The organism is Deltaproteobacteria bacterium (genome assembly GCA_016208165.1).
Lineage (GTDB): Bacteria > Desulfobacterota > Desulfarculia > JACQYL01 > JACQYL01 > JACQYL01.
In genome coordinates this window covers 1-19175 of sequence record JACQYL010000095.1, presented here as the reverse complement: position 1 = coordinate 19175, position 19175 = coordinate 1, and the positions used below count along the sequence as shown (strand labels likewise).

Annotated in this window: 15 protein-coding genes; 9 read left to right on the top strand and 6 right to left on the bottom strand. The window is 55.6% G+C overall.

The window, feature by feature from the left end; all coding sequences use genetic code 11:
- Positions 1 to 285: 285 nt before the first annotated feature.
- The 3 genes from aprA to sat form a co-directional block, all read right to left on the bottom strand.
- The gene (aprA, locus tag HY788_18065) at positions 286 to 2160 is read right to left on the bottom strand and encodes an adenylyl-sulfate reductase subunit alpha (GenBank protein ID MBI4776052.1); all 1875 of its coding nucleotides are present in this window, start codon (positions 2158 to 2160) and stop codon (positions 286 to 288) included.
- Positions 2161 to 2209: 49 nt separating this feature from the next.
- Positions 2210 to 2647, bottom strand: coding sequence for an adenylyl-sulfate reductase subunit beta (aprB, locus tag HY788_18060; GenBank protein ID MBI4776051.1), 438 nt, complete (start codon positions 2645 to 2647; stop codon positions 2210 to 2212).
- 354 nt (positions 2648 to 3001) lie between these two features.
- The gene (sat, locus tag HY788_18055; GenBank protein MBI4776050.1) at positions 3002 to 4222 is read right to left on the bottom strand and encodes a sulfate adenylyltransferase; all 1221 of its coding nucleotides are present in this window, start codon (positions 4220 to 4222) and stop codon (positions 3002 to 3004) included.
- A 611-nt stretch (positions 4223 to 4833) separates the two neighbouring features.
- Between sat and HY788_18050 the strand changes: the two genes are divergently transcribed.
- From HY788_18050 to HY788_18010, 9 genes are all read left to right on the top strand, one after another.
- Complete coding sequence (locus tag HY788_18050; protein MBI4776049.1) at positions 4834 to 5577, top strand: cytosolic protein; 744 nt, start codon at positions 4834 to 4836, stop codon at positions 5575 to 5577.
- Between the two features lie 211 nt (positions 5578 to 5788).
- Positions 5789 to 6649: a PHP domain-containing protein gene (locus tag HY788_18045; GenBank protein MBI4776048.1), complete on the top strand. Its 861-nt coding sequence runs from the start codon at positions 5789 to 5791 to the stop codon at positions 6647 to 6649.
- 124 nt (positions 6650 to 6773) lie between these two features.
- The gene (locus tag HY788_18040; GenBank protein ID MBI4776047.1) at positions 6774 to 7670 is read left to right on the top strand and encodes a DUF2156 domain-containing protein; all 897 of its coding nucleotides are present in this window, start codon (positions 6774 to 6776) and stop codon (positions 7668 to 7670) included.
- Positions 7671 to 7719: 49 nt separating this feature from the next.
- Positions 7720 to 8484, top strand: coding sequence for an MBL fold metallo-hydrolase (locus HY788_18035; protein MBI4776046.1), 765 nt, complete (start codon positions 7720 to 7722; stop codon positions 8482 to 8484).
- A 49-nt stretch (positions 8485 to 8533) separates the two neighbouring features.
- Positions 8534 to 9397 (top strand): lytic murein transglycosylase, encoded by an 864-nt coding sequence (locus tag HY788_18030; protein MBI4776045.1) that lies wholly within the window; start codon positions 8534 to 8536, stop codon positions 9395 to 9397.
- Positions 9394 to 10359 (top strand): TIGR01212 family radical SAM protein, encoded by a 966-nt coding sequence (locus HY788_18025; protein ID MBI4776044.1) that lies wholly within the window; start codon positions 9394 to 9396, stop codon positions 10357 to 10359. The genes HY788_18030 and HY788_18025 overlap by 4 nt, the downstream gene beginning before the upstream one ends.
- A 95-nt stretch (positions 10360 to 10454) precedes the next feature.
- Positions 10455 to 10955: a hypothetical protein gene (locus HY788_18020; protein ID MBI4776043.1), complete on the top strand. Its 501-nt coding sequence runs from the start codon at positions 10455 to 10457 to the stop codon at positions 10953 to 10955.
- A gap of 239 nt (positions 10956 to 11194) precedes the next feature.
- On the top strand, positions 11195 to 12352 hold the full coding sequence (locus HY788_18015) for a CehA/McbA family metallohydrolase (protein MBI4776042.1): 1158 nt from the start codon (positions 11195 to 11197) through the stop codon (positions 12350 to 12352).
- A 33-nt stretch (positions 12353 to 12385) separates the two neighbouring features.
- The gene (locus HY788_18010) at positions 12386 to 13822 is read left to right on the top strand and encodes a dephospho-CoA kinase (GenBank protein ID MBI4776041.1); all 1437 of its coding nucleotides are present in this window, start codon (positions 12386 to 12388) and stop codon (positions 13820 to 13822) included.
- A 275-nt stretch (positions 13823 to 14097) separates the two neighbouring features.
- Here HY788_18010 and fusA read toward each other — a convergent pair whose 3' ends face one another.
- The 3 genes from fusA to HY788_17995 form a co-directional block, all read right to left on the bottom strand.
- Positions 14098 to 16179, bottom strand: a complete 2082-nt coding sequence (gene fusA, locus HY788_18005) for an elongation factor G (GenBank protein ID MBI4776040.1) — start codon at positions 16177 to 16179, stop codon at positions 14098 to 14100.
- A 367-nt stretch (positions 16180 to 16546) separates the two neighbouring features.
- Positions 16547 to 18412, bottom strand: coding sequence for an SUMF1/EgtB/PvdO family nonheme iron enzyme (locus HY788_18000; protein ID MBI4776039.1), 1866 nt, complete (start codon positions 18410 to 18412; stop codon positions 16547 to 16549).
- A gap of 14 nt (positions 18413 to 18426) precedes the next feature.
- Positions 18427 to 19014: a caspase family protein gene (locus tag HY788_17995; GenBank protein ID MBI4776038.1), complete on the bottom strand. Its 588-nt coding sequence runs from the start codon at positions 19012 to 19014 to the stop codon at positions 18427 to 18429.
- Positions 19015 to 19175 lie beyond the last annotated feature (161 nt).

The window sequence follows — 19175 nt, the reverse complement described above, 5'->3', positions numbered from 1 at the left end:
GTTCTCATTTTCCGGGAACGTCCTGCATCTTCGGGATCGGCTTCAGCCGACATGAAGTCGGAGCGTAATCCGTTAATAGCCACCTCTTTCGCGGACCTGCTTATCACGCGCAAGATGGGATGGCTCCTAACCGACCAGGCTCCGATACCGTTGAGACATCCATTCTGAACTCCGGGTCCCTCCGATCCGGATCGGCTACGCTTTCTTTGCGGCTGTTTCGACTAGAGGCAAGAAAACTCCAGACGCCGCATGCGGCGTCTGGAGTGATTTAGATCAAATGGGATACTAGTCGATCAAAGGAATAATGTCTTTCTTGAACAGGCTCCACTTGTCCGCAGCCGGATCCCATTTAATGTTTGCGAAGCACTTCCAGTTAGCCTCATCCATCTTGGGCTTGTCCGCTCGGAAGTAGTAACCCGGCCAGCGGGTCTCTTCCCGGAACATGATGGTGCGTACGTGGGCTTCGGCCTGCCACATACGATGCACGTTTTCCCAGCAACGCTCGAGTTCGTAGAGACCGGCGGCTGCAAGCTTCTCGGCGTCTTCTTTCAGGAAGGCCAGCAATTCAAGGCCGCGTTCGCACAGCTTATTGCTGGTCTTGAAAGCGCTGGTCACGCCGCCCGCGTACTCGTCCATGATCTTCTGCAGACGGAACATGAACTGCTGGGGCTTAATGAAGTTGGGGTTGACGTTGGGGTCGCTGGAGATACCGGAGAATTCCTTGAACAGATCCAGCGGTTTCAGAATCCGGGCTTTTGCGGCTTCCACTTTGGCGGCGTCCGCTTTGGGCATGGTGTTGTTCTCTTTAACAAACTTCACCATGGACTTAGCGGTGATGCGGCCTTCCGCATGGGAACCGGAAGAGAACTTGTGGCTGGAAGCACCGGAAGCGTCGCCGGCCGCGAACAGGCCTTTGACCGTGGTCATGTTGCTATAGCCCCACTTGTACGCGGCAGGAGCGATATCTTCGGGACCGCTGACCCAGGCGCCGGAGGCGCCGGAGTGGGAACCGATGAAGTAAGGCTCGCAAGCGGCGATTTCGGAGCGGCACTCTTCGGGAGCGATGTTGCTGGCAGCCCACAGGATGGCCTGGGAGATGGTCATATCCAGGAAGTCTTCCCATGCTTCGGCTTCCAGGGCTTTCATTTTCTTCTTGAACGCTTTCTCATCCGGGGCCTGCTCGGCGATCTTCTGGATGGCTTCAGCGGTTTCCATGTACAGCGGCCCAAGGCCCGCATCCACATCCAACATGCCAAGGTAGTTTCTCAGGTTGGCCGGAATCGGCTTGGCCAATCCGTACGGAGCCCAGTTGTTCAGCACGGCCTTGCGCTCGACCATGTACTCGCCGCCGCTGGCGCTGGTGGCGCGGGACTTGAACAGCAAGAACCACGCACCGACCGGGCCATACGCGTCTTTGAAGCGGACGGGAATGAACCGTACTTCCTGACAGGTCATCTCAGCGCCGGCGCGGATGGTGAAGTACGCGCTGGAACCGGTGTTGAACGGAGGATACCAGGAACGACCAAGACCTTCACCAACGGACCGCGGACGGAACACGTGAACGGCACCGCCCATGGCGGCCAGGACCGCTTTGGCCTTGAATACGTAGAACTTGTTTTCACGCGTGCTGAAGCCTACGGCGCCGGCTACGCGATCGCCGTCCATAATCGGCTCGACGATGAAAACGCGCTCGTAGATATTGTCTTTGCCCAAAGCATTTTTCGCGGCTTCCGCCACGATCACTTTGTAGGATTCACCGTTGATCATGATCTGCCACCGGCCTTCATGCACGTACTTGCCGTTTTCATCTTTCCAGATGGGCAGACCCCATTTTTCGAACAGGTGGACCGTGGAGTCCACGTGACGGGCGATGTTGTAGACCAGGTCTTCACGGGAAACGCCCATGAGGTCCTGGCGCACGTAATGAACGTAATCTTCACACGTGTTGGCGCCCTCGTTAATGCCGACGTACTGGTTGATGGCCGAAAGACCCATCGCCACGGCGCCGGAGCGGTCAAAGGCCGCCTTGTCTACCAATGTAACCTTGAGTCCTTCTTTCTTGGCCCAGTAAGCGGCCTCGACAGCGGCGCCCGCCGCGGCCATGCCACCGCCACAAATCAGTATATCAGTGGTCACTTCTACGGTTTCGAAATTCGCCATGAGTTTACCTCCTCAGGTTATTGCTTGTTCGGACTGATGAGCGCGCGGCTTACAGCGCGGGCAATTTGTCAAGTCTCAGAGATACCGGTTCGGTCATAAGCAACTGATCGCCCAGCGTCGCCGGTCCTGCATCGAATCCGCCAAGAGGCTCAGCCGTTCCTTCAGGCGTGGTACGGATGGGGAACTTGAACCGCTTGATCGTGCCGTTGCGGAATTTCACCGTCCACATAATGGAATCGGAACCGCGCAGAGGAACCACGCTGGCGCCCATTGGCGTAAAGTCGGCATAACCACGTACGTCCATTGCCTGCTGAGGGCAAATCTTAATGCAGTTGTAGCATTCCCAGCACATGGACGGATCCTGGTTGTAGGCTTTCATCTTTTCTTTATCCAGGACCATCAGGTCCTGCGGGCAAATGTACATGCAGGCGGTCTTATCCTGACCCTTGCAACCGTCGCATTTTTCCAAAATGACAAAGCTCGGCATACTGTGTCCTCCTAAACATAGAGTTTATATGGTCTTAGGTTGAGAGTTCACGTAAATGGCAAAAACCGTTCTTTTGCCCACCTCCTTTCAACAAGATCGTTTGTTTCGTTCGTTATCCAATCTTCAGCTAAATGCGAAAACCGGACCCCCTCCCTCGAGAGGGGGAATCCGGCTTGAAAAGATCTTCATGGGCAAACCCGTCGCTTGTCCGGGGCCACCCACCGGGAAGAGTTACAAATCTTCCATGCTTTCCGAATTTCTTGCACTCCATGGTCCACATCAAACGTGCTTGGCTCCCGAGTCATCCAACCCTGCATCGCCAGGCGGCCTCTCATAGCCGTCATTGGATACGACCTACTTCTTGTTGACGTCACCGGTCGCGGCGCCATGCAGCTTCACTTCCACCTTTTCTTCTAGATCCATGTAGTATTTTTTCAGTACTTCCAGAACCTCCGGCCGAGAAAACTCTCCGGGCAACTCGCCGCCCTCGCTCAAAGTCTTCCGTACCATCGTACCGGACAGGAGGAGTCGATCCGCTTTGCCGTGGGGGCAGGTTCTCAAAGAGGCCATGCCGCCGCACTTGAAACAGTGGAAGGTCCAGTCGATGTTCAGGTTCTTGCACTTCAAGGCGCCTTCCGGGATCTCGAGGAAGATCTTCTGCGCGTCAAACGGACCGTAATAGTCGCCAACACCGGCGTGGTCGCGGCCGATAATCATGTGGCTGCAGCCGAAATTCTGGCGGAACGTGGCATGGAGAAGCGCCTCACGGGGTCCCGCGTAGCGCATTTCCATCGGATAGCCGGCCGCGACTACCGTGTCTTTCACAAAGTAATTCTCCACCAGCACGTCAATCGCCTTGACCCGGACGTCCGCCGGAATGTCGCCTGCTTTCAGTTTGCCTACGAGCTGATGAATAAATACGCCGTCCATCACTTCGACGGCGATCTTGGCCAGAAATTCATGGGATCGATGCATGGGGTTCCGCAACTGCAGGGCCGCCACCTGACGCCATCCCTTTTCCTCGAACATTTTCCGGCTTTCCGCAGGCCTCATATAAACGTCTTTAAACATTTCCGGGTAGTAGCTCTCGCTGAGCACCTTCACCGGTCCTGCCAGATTGTATTTGGCCTGCTCCATCACCTTCTGCACACCGGGGTGCTCGGTATCGTTGGTACGGAACACCGCTTTGCACTCGTGGGCTTTGTCGATGGTATATTTCTCGGAGACCTTCATGGTGGCGATAATGGTTCCCGTCTCCTCGTCCTCCAGCGCCAATTCGTCGCCTGCTTTGACACTCTCGTCGTCCGTGGACAGCGTGATGGGAATGGGCCAGAACGTGCCGTCCGCCATCATGTACTTGTCACAAACCCCTTTCCAGTCCTTAGAAACCATACACCCCGTAAGCGGAGTAAACGCGCCGATACCCATCATGATGAGGTCCGAGGTTTCACGGGTGGTGATACGGATGGATTTCAAAGACTTCGCCCGCTTCTGTTCGGCTTCCAGCTGAGCCCCTTCCAGCAGGAGGGGCATCAATCTTTCCTCTTTGCCATGGGGCGCTATCAATTGTGACATAGGTCCTCCTTATTGTGATCTTGTTCGGATGTTCCTTCGATTTCTCTGCATTCAAGCTTCAGGTTCAGTTTGTGCAATATTTAACAAATACTCAACCAATGAAACCCTGTCAAGCAAAAAACAGTCCTCCATCAGCTTAACCACGGGATTTCGAGACTCTCCTCCGCACCCTCAAAAATCCCGCTCCAAACGCGAAAAACACTACATCTTGTATCTTTTTGGGGATGAACACAAAATAAGGCATGTTGCTAAAATGATAAGGTTTTATCCGAAATTTTAAATAACTAGCCCCGCATTTCCATCAAAGTCAAGTTAAAAAAAACACTTTCACGCTATTTCCTGGAATCCCGCCCTCCTTCACCTTGCATCCGGACGTGCGTTGTGGTAGACGAACCTGATCCATAAAGATAGGCGTCATAGCGTACGTCCAACGTTTGCAGCATTCCCGCCCGGCGTCGAATCGCGCTGACTCGCCACTGGCCGTTGCTTCAATCCGTTGGACATCTTGATCTTCAAACGCCCCCTTTCCGCGTCAAGAAGATCCACGTATCACCTGATGGGCAAAGTTCACATCCCTTTCCGTAACACGACCCAGTTTCTCAGGAGGCATCATGGACCTTGAGCAATACTTCACTAACGTCGACAGAAACACATTGGAGCGTTACTGCGTGAGCGCCTTCCGTCGCGTCATCGCCCATTACGCGCTCTGGATCCGAGAAGCCATTCACCAGATGGGTGAAGAGGAAGCTTTTCGCATCGAAGAAGAAGTTTGGAAGGGAGTGTGGGACAACCATCTGAAACGACTGGGTAAAACATTGGGATTTAAGGTCAGCGACGGTGTCCCCGAATGGCTTCATTCCTTGGAGACGGAACAGCTCAAAGGACTCGTCGGGGCCCTTGCCGTCAACTGGCTGGCCCAGGACGGTATCTGGTTTCAAGCGTTGGAACACAGTGCGAGCATGTGGGAAGCCAAACTCGCCAACGACACCTGTTGGGGACGCTTCTCGCCCGTCGAAGCCCGGGAGATCAAGGACCTACTAGGGCTTTCCCGTGAACCCGGCCTCGATGGCCTCAAAGAAGCCCTGGCATATCGCCTGTACGCCCGTCTCAACACCCAGTCAGTCGAGGAGGAAGGGACGGACTCCCTCATCCTGTACGTAAACGACTGTCGCGTACAGAGCGCCCGCAAACGGAAAGGTCTCGAAGACTATCCCTGCAAGTCCGTGGGCATGATCGAGTACACGTATTTCGCCAAAACCATCGATCCTCGGATACGAACGGAATGCGTGGCCTGTCCGCCGGACTCTCATCCCGAAGGGTGGTTTTGCGCCTGGCGATTCCGTTTGACGACATAAGTCCTCACTCCCCGGAACCTTCAGGAACCGGACCGTTTCCTCGAGATCCTGTTTGTATCCGCCCCCGGGCGGTGTGGAAGGATCCCAAGGGTTATTATGCGTCCGTATCCCTTTTTTCACCTCGCGACCTGATTTATTTCGGATGGTTTGGGAGCAACGCCTCCGGGAGCACCCGACATCGGGCCCGACACATCGAAAGCGATGCCCGCTAATGCAATGGATCGACCTTCACACACATAGCAACGCCTCCGACGGGGCACTGTCGCCGGCCGAGCTTGTAGCACACGCCCAGCAGCATGGTCTCGAAGCTGTGGCTCTGACGGATCACGACACCGTGGACGGCCTGGACGAAGCCCTGCAAGCCGGGACGGAACTTGGACTGGAAGTAGTGCCGGGACTCGAGATCAGCGTAGGAATAGGAACTAGTTCCATGCACTTGCTGGGATATTTCCTGAACCACCATCATCCGGGATTGATGGAAGAACTGCTCATCCTTCAAAAATCCCGGGCGGAACGCAACCCGCAGATCGTAAGGAAACTGAACGACCTGGGAATGGGCATCTCCCTGAAGGACCTGGAACTGGCCTCCGGTGGCGGCCAAATCGGCCGGCTTCACATTGCTTCCGTATTGAAAGGTAAAGGCTACGTTAATAACTTTCAGGAGGCGTTTGACTTGTATCTGAAAAAAGGCCAACCTGCCCACGTTGACAAGTTCCGCTTCGACCCGGAAACGGCCTTCGCCATGATCCACTCGGCGGGAGGCGTCTCCGTTGTGGCTCATCCTTTTACGCTGACAACGGATCGAACCGAATTGGAAACGTGGATCCGGCGCTTCAAGACCATGGGGCTGTCGGGCATCGAGGCGTATTACTCGGATCACACGACGGACCAGACCCAGTTCTGCCGACAATTGGCTCTTAAATACGATCTGGTCGTCACTGGAGGAAGTGACTTCCACGGCGCCAACAAACCGGGAATCGAAGTTGGAGTGGGTCGCGGAAGCCTTCGTGTGCCCTATAGTCTGCTGGAAAAACTCAAGGTGGAATGGTCCGGACGCGCCCACGTGGCTTGATGCGGAACGTTCAATGATCGTTTCTGATCCGACCTGCGGAATGCAGGGTCGAGAGTTTAATAACCACCGATGGGGAAGAAGATGGCCTCTGTAATACCCATCGGAAGCTGAATCGAGTCTGAACGTGACGGACATAGACCGCTACCCCTACTGGCGCCCGCTGGATTTGAATCATGGGGTCGCCCTGCAAAAGGCGCTGCGAGATTCTGAACCCCAATCCTCCGAGCTTACCTTCACCAATCTGTTCATGTGGAGGATCTACTATGGGTTACAGATATCAATGCAGGATGAAACCATTTTGCTGAAAGCGGAACCCGAAGATCAACCGTCCTTTCTTTTGCCGACCGTGGGGCCGCCGCTGGATCCTGTCCGGCTAAGGGATATTGTTGAAGCTTTGGGTCCGGACGGATGCATCGCTCGCGCGGACGCCGCCTGGATAAAACGAAATCCCGGACTGAAGGGCTCGTTCGGAACGACGGCCGACCGCGATCAATTCGACTATGTGTACCGAACCGAAGATCTGATTTCTCTATCCGGAAGAAAATTCCACCGAAAGAAGAACCACCTGAACCGGTTTCTAAAAACGTACGAATTTACGTACGATGAATTGAATCCCGACATGACCGACGCTTGCCTGCGGCTCGCGGAAGAATGGTGCCAGGTCCGCAATTGTGAAGAACATCCGAGTCTGAAAGGAGAAGAACGCGCCATTCGGGAAGCGCTCCTGCACTGGAGTCATCTGCCGTTTAGGGGAGGAGCCATCTTCATCGACGGCCGTCTGGAGGCCTTTTCCCTGGGCGAACACCTGAACTCCGGAACCGCCGTGATTCATATCGAGAAAGCCAATGCCGATTATCAGGGAATTTACGCCGCCCTTAATCAACTATTCGTGCAGCATGCGTGGTCGCACACGGAATTCATCAACCGGGAACAGGATCTTGGCGAACCGAACATACGAAAGGCCAAAGAATCCTACGTTCCTTATCGTTTTATCGAGAAATACCGTTTGATTCCCAAATAAGACTTTCACTTCTCCAAATTCTCTGGGGAATCCGTCGAGGGCCGGCACGATGCGCATTACCGTTTTGGGCTCCGGTACCGGGTTGCCGTCGCTCAGAAGAGCTTCTCCCGGCCTGCTGGTGGAAGCCGGAGGTCTTCGGATTCTGATGGATACGGGCCCGGGTACGCTCCGTCAAGTGCTCAAAGCGGGAGTAGAACTCCGAGAAATCGACTTCCTGTGCTTCACTCACCATCATCCGGACCACACCTTGGACCTCCTGGCGTTTTTGTTTGCCTCAAACAATCCCCTGATCCCGGAAAGAAAGCGACCGTTCGTCGTAGTCGGGGCCCACGGAATGCGAGCCTGGCTCAAGAAGGCCGTAGCTCTGTACGGGTCCTCGGTTGTACCGCCGGCAGACTCCATGGAACTCCTGGAACTGGACCCGGCTTCCGGCGAAACCGCCCTTTCGTCCGGGCTCACCCTGGCGGCCGCCCCGATGGAACATCGGCCCGGAAGTCTCGGATTCCGTTTGAGAGACGCGGAGGGCCGAGTCATGGCTTACAGCGGAGACACGGACGTCTGCGATTCTCTGGTGGACCTGGGCCGGAACGCGCATGTACTGGTGCTGGAGTGCTCGATGCCGGACGATGCGAAAGCGCCCGGCCACCTCACGCCCTCTCTGGCGGGAGCCGTTGCGCATCGCGCCAACGCGCGTTCCTTGGTCTTGACCCACTTCTACCCGCCCTGCGACGAGATTGACGTGGCGGCTCACTGCAGGAGACATTTCAAAGGGGAGATTATCGTGGCGGAGGATTTGTTGAAGATCGACGTGTAGTTTGTCACCGGTTGAACCCGTTGGGCATTTAGAAAGGGGCAAGTCATTGATGATTCGATTCGTCCTCATCCCATCGATGGTTTTTCTGGCCGCCGGCGTGTCGGTTTTGGCCGCGCCGTTTGATTCACTCTCCCGGCGCCTTATCAGCGACGGATTCGAGACGGCCTATATCGAACGGGTATACTCGGCCTCCTCCGTGCAGTTCGATTCCAAGCCGGTGCTCACGTATTTCAAGATTCGTGAATCCAAACTGGATTACGGCCAATTTCTCAAGCCCGAACTGGTAACCAGATGTAAGGACTACATGAGCCTTCATCGGGAGGTGTTGTCCGGTATAGAAAAAGAGACCGGACTCCCCCCTTCCCTGTTGGCTGCGTTGTTTATGGTCGAAACACGATTGGGCGCTTATACGGGCCGATTCCAGGTTTTGTCCGTTCTAAGCAGCCTATCCGCGTCTTCGGATGCCGAGATCATGAAAACCATGTATGGACAGCTCGAACCCTCCGAGCGCGAAAGAAACGGCTTCGATCGTTTTCAGCAATTTTGCGTTCGAAAATCGAAGTGGGCCTACGAGGAACTCAAGGCGTTTTTGAGACACGCCGCGGCCGAGGACATCCCGCCCGAATCCATCCAAGGCTCTCTCGCCGGCGCTTTCGGCATTCCGCAGTTCATTCCGTCGAACGTGCTGCGTTACGGCGCCGACGGGAACGGCGACGGTCAGGTGGACCTGTTTTCGGATTCCGATGCATTGGCCAGCGCGGCCAACATATTGGTTGGCTGCGGCTGGAAACCGGGCCTGAACCCGGAACAACGTCACGAAGTGCTCAAATGCTACAATCAAAGTGACGTGTACGCCCGCACGGTCCTCGAGCTGACCCGCCTGATCGACGAAGCCGGGACTCCGTCCAAATGACCGGAAGTCTTCGATACCTCGATCTGAACACGGCTCTGAGGAACCGATTCGGGCTCCGCGTACAAAAAGTGACCCTGGACGCAGGATTCACTTGCCCGAATCGGGACGGGACCAGAGGAAGCGGAGGTTGCATCTACTGCAATGCCCAAGGATCGGGCTCCGGAAGGTATCGCTCCCAACCGAACGTACTCGAGCAGCTCAGGGAAGGGATCCTCTTCTGTCGCCGGCGGTACAAGGCCGAAAAGTTCCTCGCCTACTTCCAATCCTTCAGCAACACCTATGGGCCTCTTCTCCATCTGGAGCGACTCTACAGAGGCGTTCTGGCCGAACCTGACGTGGTGGGCCTTTCCATCGGCACGCGACCGGACTGTCTGGACGAAGAAAAGCTGGACCTCCTGGCCGAATTGGCTTCCTCCTCGATGGTCTGGCTGGAAATAGGCCTCCAGAGCGCCTCCGACGCGACTCTGCACAGGATCAACCGCGGCCACACCGTAGCCGAGTTCGAATGGGCCGTGCGGGAAGCTCACAAACGTCACCTCCAGGTCTGCGTCCACGTCATTCTCGGTCTTCCCGGCGAGGACCGCTCCACGATCATGCACACGGCGGACTATTGCGCCTTTTTGGGCGTCGAGGGAGTGAAATTGCACCAACTCTATGTGGAGCGCGGAACCGTCATGGAGGAGGAGTATCGTTCAGCACGATACAGGCCGCTGTCCCGGGAAACATACGTAGAATGGGTGGTGGATTTCTTGGAGCGTCTTCCAGCGCAAACCGTGATTCAACGCCTGACGGGCGACCCTATACCGGACAGGCTGGTAGCGCCCGATTGGTCATTGGAGAAGCACGAGACGCGCAGGCTCATACACCAGCGGCTGGAGGAGCGCCAAACCTTCCAAGGCGCCCGATATGCCCCCGCCGCCGATGTCCCCGGTTGCGACACGAAGACCGAGCAACTTGATTAACGGATTTTAGATAGGGTTCCGGGGTCCCGCCCAGGGAGGGATTTCAAAAGGTCTCCCCGGATATTCCCGTACATACGGATAAGGAGTCCCGAATCATGCATAACATACTCTGCTTTTCGAGAAACAGATGCACGGCGGTCGAGCGCGTTAACCATGATACGTTGAAATCGCAGTGCCGCCTCCAGGATACGACGATGGGTGCTTGCGTCGAAATTACGGTACGAACGCCCGATCTCGAGATCACGGATGTAACGGGATCGGTTCACCGAAGCATTTGGGGCGGTGCGTGCGATGCCTCGGGTGCTTTAAAAAGCGTCGTCGGCACAAGAGTCGCCCCCGGTATGTTGAAGATTATCAGGGGACTGATCGGCGACAAACCCGAACTTCAAGAGCTGTCCTTCATGGTGGAAGAATGCTGCCACGGGATCATTCTTTCCTTTACTCAGGACGTGTTGCGTACGGCGCCCAAAGACGAGGCGGAAGCTCTGGCGTACTATGCGGACATGGTAAAGGAGAACATCCGGCTCCTCAACCGTTGCGCTGCGTTTGCGCCCGGAAGCTCTCTGCTCGGCGGTATCGAGCCTCCCGGAGAGTGAGAATGGGGGCTTTTTCAGGAAAGTCCCTCCGGACGAAAGCAGTGAGAACCCCAACGCGGAACATTTCGATGAATCCATCGGGTTCCGGATCCTTCGCCGGCGCCGGAGGGAGATCACGAATAGTGACTTGGCCTCGATCGAGGAGTACGAAGGTGGAACCCTGACCGTTCTTGGCGTACTACCGGAGCGGTTTCAATCCCCGGATAACCCAACCCATCAATTGAGGAACACGGGAAAACATGATTACTTTCATACGTAACAAGACCGTCGGCATCGAACGAGTGGACCCGGACACCCTGCTGGCCCACGGCATTTTGGGGGACTACATCTACGGCCTCGAGATCCGTGTACGCCTGAGCATTTCGGACCTCGAGATCGTATCCATCGAGGGCAAGTGGCATCGGGCGACAACACCGGAGTGTTCCAGGGCCGTCCCGTTGATTCAGGGAGCCGTGGGACTGCGGGTCGAAGAAGAAGGATTTGTACAGAAAGTCAACAAGATCATCGGTAGAAAAGCCTGCCGGCATTTCGCGAACATTCTGGTCGAATGCTGCGAGGCCGCCAAGCAAGCGGTGCTGGTTCTCGAGTGGCAGGACAAACGAGACATACATGACCGGATAAGCCTCGAGGAATTCATCAAACGGGGTATCGAAGAAACACAGGTTCGCCGGCCTAAAGCCGCGCCCTCGGAAAAGCCTCCCTCGTCGGGGACAGAGGTTTCCGATACCGCCCGTTCGACCGTGAGAGGGCCCGGTTCAGATGATTTCATTATCGATCTGCACGTCCATTCGTCACCCGCCTCGCCCTGCAGTTCCGCGCCCGTGGACGAACTCATCGAGGAAGCCAAGCGAGTCGGTCTGAACGGCATCTGTTTAACGGACCACAATCACGTCTGGGATGCCGCGGACATAGGACGGCTCCGACAAAAACACGGATTCCCGGTTTTCAGAGGAAACGAAGTTCTCACGGATCAGGGAGACGTCCTCGTTTTCGGGTTCCATCGGAATATCCGCGGAGTCGTCAAGCTCGAGGAATTACGAAAACAAGTGCTGCAAGAGGGCGGGTTCATGATTGTGGCCCATCCTTTCAGGGGTTTTCTCACCTTCGGATTCGGTCAGGTGGGCCTTACCCCTGAAAAAGCCATGGAACGAGCCCTGTTCAAATCGGTAGACGCGGTTGAAGTATTGAACAGCAAGGTCACGGAAAAGGAAAACGCGTTTGCCTTGGAAGTCGCCCGAGGACTGGTCCTGCCGGCCACCGGCGGCAGCGACGCTCACGAAGTATCGGAGGTCGGCCTGTTCGCCACTCGCTTCTCCAGCCCTGTCGGGGACGACGATGCCTTGGTCGAGGCGCTGAAAAAAGGCGACTATTCCGCCGTGGCCTTTCGAACTCCGTAGATCCCTTCATCCATTTGAAACGAGGTATGACGAATGGAATTGCAGCTCGACTGGGAAAAAACGATCCGGAGAATGGAGCAGCTGATGAGGCTCAAATCCTTTCCGGTGGCGCTCAAGTTTCTGGAGCGTGAGGTAGATCTAGGAACCATTCCGTACTTGCGGAGAATGGATCACAAGGTGACTTTCTGCCAATTGATCACCCTGGCGAGGAATTTCGATTGGACCGTGGGCGTGGCTCTCGAGGATTTCATGAATCAGACCTGCCCATCCATCCTCGGACTCACGGACGTGCCCGACTTCAACAAGGACGGCACCTTCCGAAGCATCGTATGGGTAAAGACCAAAGCGGACGCACGAAGATACGAAGAAAGCATTCCCCGCATTCCACTGGGAACGTACCAAGCCGTAGCCCTGGCGCCGGCCGTGTACCATCCCTTTGAACCGGATATGATTCTGGTCTATGCGAATCCGGCTCAAATGATCCTGCTGATCAACGCGCTTCAGTTCGAAGACTATGAAGTCATGCAGTTCTTTTGTGTCGGCGAATCTTCCTGTTCGGACGCCATTGTCCGCTGCCACCTGACCGGTAAACCGTCCTTGACCATTCCCTGCTATGGCGAACGGCGCTACGGGCACGCCCAGGACGAAGATCTGGTCATGGCGGTGCCCACGGGCATGATGAAGAAGGCCTTAAACGGTTTGGAGGGTCTATACCGCAGAGGCGTTCGTTATCCCATCAGTTTTGCCGGAGCCGAAATGGACCCTACCTGCGCATTTCCCGCCTCTTACGGCATGGAGCAGGAAGTGCATCGCATCAGGGGAAAGGACGGGCGCCTGGTGTTGGGCGTCACCGGCGGCATCGCCAGCGGAAAAACGACGATCGCCGGCATGTTGAAGGAGCTCGGCGCGCCCATCATCGACTTTGACCTCCTCGCCCGCCGGGTAGTGGAGCCGGGCACACCGGGCTGGAAGGACATTGTGGACTATTTCGGCAGACAAGTTCTGCAGGAAGACGATACGTTGGACCGGAAAAAGCTCTCGAAAGTCGTGTTCGGCGATCTCGAAAAGCGGAAGAAGCTCGAGAGTTTTACACACCCCAGAATCCACGCCGAGTTTTTGAAGCAGTTGGATGAAATTTCCGAACAGACCCCCGGCGCCATTGTACAGGCCGTGATTCCTTTGCTCGTCGAATTGAACATGCAGTACATGTTCCATAAGATCCTGGTGGTGTACATTTCCCCCGAAGAGCAAATCGAGCGCCTCGCCAAGCGGGACGCCATCAAGAAAGACGAAGCGGCCAACATTCTCAAAGCGCAACTGCCCATCAACGAGAAGGTGAGTTACGCGGACTATGTGATCGACAACTCCGGCTCCCTGGATGACGCCCGGCGTCAAGTGGCCGAACTTTGGGAAAGGCTGAAGCAGGCCCAACAGGAGATCCTGGAAAAGGAAAGCGGCCACGAACAGTAGGTTGCTGCTTGCGGACAGAAATCGAAACCCGCCGGCGGGCGCCAGCGGAACAATGGCTGCGTCAGGCCCCTGGCTATCCTCCCGGCGGCCGCGCGTTCGCTGTGTTCGAACGCCCGAGAGAGCCTACCTCCTTTCCCCTCCTTCCTCCCGGGGAAGGCCGGGATGAGGGTCTCCAGCGTTTCAACAGGAGTTTCCGCATACCGTTTCCCCCTCCAGTAATAAGAAAGGCCCTCCTTTGCAGGGGGGCCTTTCTTATCCTATTTCGGCGGAATCGATCAGGCTTCGACTTTCTTGGATAGAGCAATCACCTTTTCCTGCAGGGGAGCAGGCATGGGATCATAGTGATCCAGCTCCATTTTGAAAGTGCCCCTTCCAGCAGTCATGGATGTCAGGTCGGGCTGATATTTCAACACTTCGGACATGGGTACGTGGGCTGTAATCACCTGGTTCGATCCGCGACCCTCCATGCCGAGCACCCTTCCTCGACGCCCGTTGAGATCGCCGATCACATCACCCATGAATTCATCCGGAACAGTGATTTCGAGTTTCATAACGGGTTCCAGCAGAATAGGCGAAGCATCCTCCATGGCCTTTTTGAAGCACATGGACGCCGCGATTTTGAACGCCATTTCCGATGAGTCCACGTCATGGGACTTTCCGTCGTAGAATCGGATCTTGAAGTCCACCACCGGATATCCCGCCAAAACACCCTTGTTTTTGGCCTCGTCCAGTCCTTTCTCCACGGCGGGAACGAAATTGCGGGGAACGTTCATGCCCACGAGGGCCTCATCGAAGACGTATCCTTCACCCCGAGGCATGGGAAAAATGTCGAAATGGACTTCCGCGAATTGACCGCGTCCTCCGGTCTGTTTCTTGTGACGATAGACGATGCCCCTCTTCTCTTTGGTGACCGTCTCGAGATAGGGCACTTTGGGCGCCTTCAACATCGCTTCGACCCCGTATTTTCGAAGCAGCTTCTCACAGGTGACTTCCAGGTGTATTTGGCCGGTGCCGTACAGAAGAATCTCGTGGGTCCTCGGGTCGCGTTCCAGTTTCAGTGTGGGATCTTCTTCCGTGAGCTTCACGATCCCGCTGAAGACCTTTTCTTCATCTCCCTTGTTCTTGGCGTCGATGGCGTAGGAAATGCTTGCCGGCAACGCTTCCGCGGCAGGGTAGACGATCGGAGCTGAATCGGTGCACAGCGTGTCGCCGGTCGAGGTTACCTTTAATTTCGCCACGGCCGCGATTTCACCTGGAACAGTGGACTGGATGGAAACCTGGGCCTTTCCTTCCAGGTAGTACAGCTGTCCGAATTTTTCCTTTTGCTCTTTGGCCGGATTGTAAAAACCGCTATCCGCGGAAAGGCTCCCGGATATGATCCGAAACACGGTCAACTTGCCTGCATAAGGATCGGAGATGGTTTTTATGACCAGAGCGGAAAAAGGGGCGTTCTCATCCGGTTGGCGCTCTTCCGCTTCTCCGCTGTCCGGATTGGTTCCTTTGAAGGCCCCCCGATCCATCGGAGAAGGAAAACCGTCCACGATGAGGTCCAATAGCGGCTGAACACCGATGTTCTTAATGGCGGAGCCCGCCAGCACCGGCACGAAACCTCCCGAACGAATGCCCATCGTGAGTCCGCGGGACAGCTCTTCTTTGGACAGCTCTTGACCGTCCAAATACTTTTCGAGGAGTTCGTCGTCGGATTCGGCAATGAATTCAATCAGCGATTCGCGCATTTCTTCGGCCTGATCCGCGAGCTCTTCAGGAATGTCGGTGGCCTCAAACCTACCCGTATCGTCACTGCCGTAGAGATAGGCCTTCATTTTGAACAGATCGGCCACGCCTTTGAAATCATGTTCGGATCCGATGGGAATCGTTATTGGAACGAACTTGTTGGGAAATACCTTGTTGAGTTGATCCAGCACCTTGAAGAAGTCCGCGCGCTCCCGTTCCAACTTGTTAATGAACACCGCTCGAGGCAAGTGAAAGGCGTCCGCATACGACCACACCTTTTCCGTAGTGACTTTGACCCCGTCCGTGCCGTCCACGAGGACAACCGCGGCATCCACTCCCTGAAGCGCAATCTTGGTGTCGCTCAGGAAGTTTACGTCGCCGGGCGTATCCACCAGATGCACCAGGTTCTTTTTCCACTGGAAATGGTTGAACGAGGCGTTGATCGAAACACTTCTCTTGAGTTCCTCCGGCTCGAAGTCCATCACAGCGGAACCTTGGTCCACCTTGCCGATGCGGTTGGTGGTACCCGAATCATAAAGGATGGCCTCGGCGAGGGAAGTCTTGCCGGAGCCTCCGTGAGCAATCAAAGCAACACTTCTGATGCGCGAAACCTTCTCACTCATGCGGGATTCTCCTCCTTCAGGCATTGAAAAGATGCATAATATATAGAGGTATATTAGCTGTCAAGGAATTTTGAATTCGCTCTTCTTGGAGCGAAATCTCTTTTGTAGCAGCGCATTTGGGCGTCTATTCCGACCATCGGCTGGATTGTGAACGGAAACGAGATCCACGAGGGGAACAGGGCATGTGGGTCGTCATTTGACTCGTAGGGTGCGGAACGGGCCCACGTTCGGACGAGCATCCCATGGATGGTCATACGTGCTTTTCTCATACGAACAAGCAAACGAGATGATCCGTTCCCGAATGCGCCGTCCGCCAAGACAGCTACTTCGCGCACAACGAGGGCCCAGAGAAATCAAAATCCAACATCTAAGGTTCTTTCACGAGGCGAAAGCCCAGTCCGCCGTAACGACCATCGGGATGATTCCAATCCCGATTCGAACACCGAACGTCCTCCGCGTTGCTGACCCAGCCTCCGCCTCTGTTGACCCGATCGAACCCACCGTACGTGATGACCGGATTGTTCCGGCTGTGCTTCGCGTAGGCATTCTTGTCGTAAACGTCCTCGCACCATTCCCGGACATTACCGCTCATTTCAAAGATGCCGAGTCCGTTCGAGTCGTTAACACTCACGGCGTGGGTCGAGCTCTCGCTGTTCGAATCGTGCCACGCCAGGCGATCCACCTCATTTCCGCCGGAGAATTTCTCCGGTTTCCCCCCGCTCCGGCATGCATACTCCCACTCGGCTTCCGTGGGCAGCCGGTAGCTGCCGTCCGAAGACCGGGAATTCAGCCTTTCGATGAACTCCTTGACGCCGTTCCAAGAGACTTGCTCGACCGGATAGCTGTCGCCGTTCTGGAAATACGACGGGTTGCTTCCCATGAGCTTTTTCCACTCGCCTTGCGTCACTTCGTACTTCCCCAGCCACAAACCGTCCACGCACGCCTCATGCAGCGGCTTCTCATCTTCGTCGCAGTTGCTGGTCCAGCTCCCGCAACCCATTTCATAGCACCCACCCGGCACCCAACTGAATTTCATCCCCATAATGGGGTCCACCCATACGGGGCTTACCCCCACCGTCACAATCTGCTCGTTCTCAGGTCCGCCAAAGACCGCCTTGTCCACCACGACCTCGCCGGCCTCGCTGACCCGAAGAGTCACGAAGGGAATCAGTAGATTCGGCTGCTCGTGGAACTGAGCCGCCTTGTGCTGTTCCGCCACGGGCAAGTTGCCGAACAGCCGCAACGGACCCTCTCCATCAGGGGAAACAAGGTCGGACTGATTGAGGGTGATCACCACCTCGAGCCACTTGGCTCCTGGCGAATACGTCAGAAGCTCGAATTCCACTTGGGAGGGCAAGAGTTCAAACCGCCGGCTCATAAGACCACGAATCCGCTCCCGCAGGGGCGCCTTACGCGCCTCTAATTCCATGTTCAATCTATCTTCCAGTTCTTGCCTTTTGAGGCTCCGTGCTTCCACTAACGCCTGAATGATCGACTTCCTTCTTTCTTGCTCATCCTGAATGCGCTGCTTATGTTGCAGCTCCGATTCGAAAACCCGGTACCACGGTTCGGGCTGATCTGTTGACACAAGCGCGGTTCTCCCCTGGTATTCGCTTTCGAGCCTCGCCACCTGCTGCCTTCGTTTCCGTGCAAAGTCCGTATCGAGTTCGGCCATCGCTTCGTTGATCTTCCTTGTTTCCTCGGCCGACTCGAGCAACCCCGGTCCTCTAACCGAGCTCTCGATTTGGAATTCGGGCTTTTCCGCACCGCGTTCCAGGCCCGGCAGCCGCTCCCGACGCTCCTTTTCCCAACGTTCTTGTTCTTCAACATTCAGACGGGTTTGCTGTTCCTCATGCGCCTTGCTCTGAGCTTCCTTTTGGGCTGAGTCCCTCTTCAGTCCGGGCAGCTTCAGGGTGGCCACCTTGTCCTTTTCCATCAATGCCCGCTTCGCCGAATCCGGCACAAACACGAAATCTCCTGTCCCGTAAATCTCACCAAACTGAGGCTTTTGCGAGTGTCCCCTCGCGGCGGCATCTCCATACACCTGCATCTGCAGCTTCAATCCCAGTTCACGAGCGGTGACGAATTCCTGAACAGCTTCCAACGCCTCGATAAGACGGCCGGTAAAAACAGAATGACCTCCTATGCCTCCGTCCAGGACAAGCTCGTCCTTTCCCCCCGCGGTAATGATCTGTCGCACCGGCTCACGTGTAATTTCCCGCAGGTAGGCCACATGATGCATCGGCTTTAGACCGGCAAACGGGTACCCAGCAGCAAACCTCCGAAACAGGCATCTGCGATAAACAGAACGTGCTTGGCCGGAATGAGCGGTGATATATCCGACTTGATCTGCTGCATGGAAATGTTCTTGTACATCTCATCCATTTTCACGGAACCGTCGTAGGGGATCAGGTATCCCAAATCCCCCTGGAAGGTGGATCGGGTGATCCCATGGCATGCGAAGTAGACAAACACGGCATCGTTTAAACCCGTTGTGGACAAGTGTCCTTGAAGCGTTTTCAAAATATTGCCTCGGGTGGCCTGCTCGTTGTAGAGCTCGATAATTTCTTGGAAAAGGTAGAGCTTTCGCAGGGATTGCGCCACCCCCTTTGCATCCTTGACGGCGTACTTGAGCCGGTACTCATTCCCCAGATCACGATATACATCAACTCCGATAATCACACCGATCATTCGATCGTACAGAGGGATGCTTTCCACTGCGCTTCCGATGCCGGAGCCGTCCTCAAGCACCACCTCGATTCCTCTGAAGGTTTGTGAGCCGGACACTCGAATGCCCCACAGCAGGATCAACAACGCAGCGGAGACAGCGCCCAAAACCCAAGCGCCTGATCCATTTTTTATTTCGAGCCTCATCATCCCTCCCAGTTCAGGGAATTTCGCCCCGGTGATGGCTTGGTAATTAACCCACGCTACAAATCATATACCGGCCCAACTTGCCCTATCAAGGCCCCGAGGATCGGGACATAGGAAGAATT

What these genes read in the sequence shown, in the direction of transcription:
- fusA (MBI4776040.1), bottom strand. Translation starts at nt 16,179, where the DNA reads ATGAGTGAGAAGGTTTCGCGCATCAGAAGTGTTGCTTTGATTGCTCAC.
- HY788_18025 (MBI4776044.1), top strand. Translation starts at nt 9,394, where the DNA reads ATGACCGGAAGTCTTCGATACCTCGATCTGAACACGGCTCTGAGGAAC.
- aprB (MBI4776051.1), bottom strand. Translation starts at nt 2,647, where the DNA reads ATGCCGAGCTTTGTCATTTTGGAAAAATGCGACGGTTGCAAGGGTCAG.
- HY788_18045 (MBI4776048.1), top strand. Translation starts at nt 5,789, where the DNA reads ATGCAATGGATCGACCTTCACACACATAGCAACGCCTCCGACGGGGCA.
- HY788_18050 (MBI4776049.1), top strand. Translation starts at nt 4,834, where the DNA reads ATGGACCTTGAGCAATACTTCACTAACGTCGACAGAAACACATTGGAG.
- HY788_18035 (MBI4776046.1), top strand. Translation starts at nt 7,720, where the DNA reads ATGCGCATTACCGTTTTGGGCTCCGGTACCGGGTTGCCGTCGCTCAGA.
- HY788_18030 (MBI4776045.1), top strand. Translation starts at nt 8,534, where the DNA reads ATGATTCGATTCGTCCTCATCCCATCGATGGTTTTTCTGGCCGCCGGC.
- HY788_18015 (MBI4776042.1), top strand. Translation starts at nt 11,195, where the DNA reads ATGATTACTTTCATACGTAACAAGACCGTCGGCATCGAACGAGTGGAC.
- aprA (MBI4776052.1), bottom strand. Translation starts at nt 2,160, where the DNA reads ATGGCGAATTTCGAAACCGTAGAAGTGACCACTGATATACTGATTTGT.
- HY788_18010 (MBI4776041.1), top strand. Translation starts at nt 12,386, where the DNA reads ATGGAATTGCAGCTCGACTGGGAAAAAACGATCCGGAGAATGGAGCAG.
- sat (MBI4776050.1), bottom strand. Translation starts at nt 4,222, where the DNA reads ATGTCACAATTGATAGCGCCCCATGGCAAAGAGGAAAGATTGATGCCC.
- HY788_18020 (MBI4776043.1), top strand. Translation starts at nt 10,455, where the DNA reads ATGCATAACATACTCTGCTTTTCGAGAAACAGATGCACGGCGGTCGAG.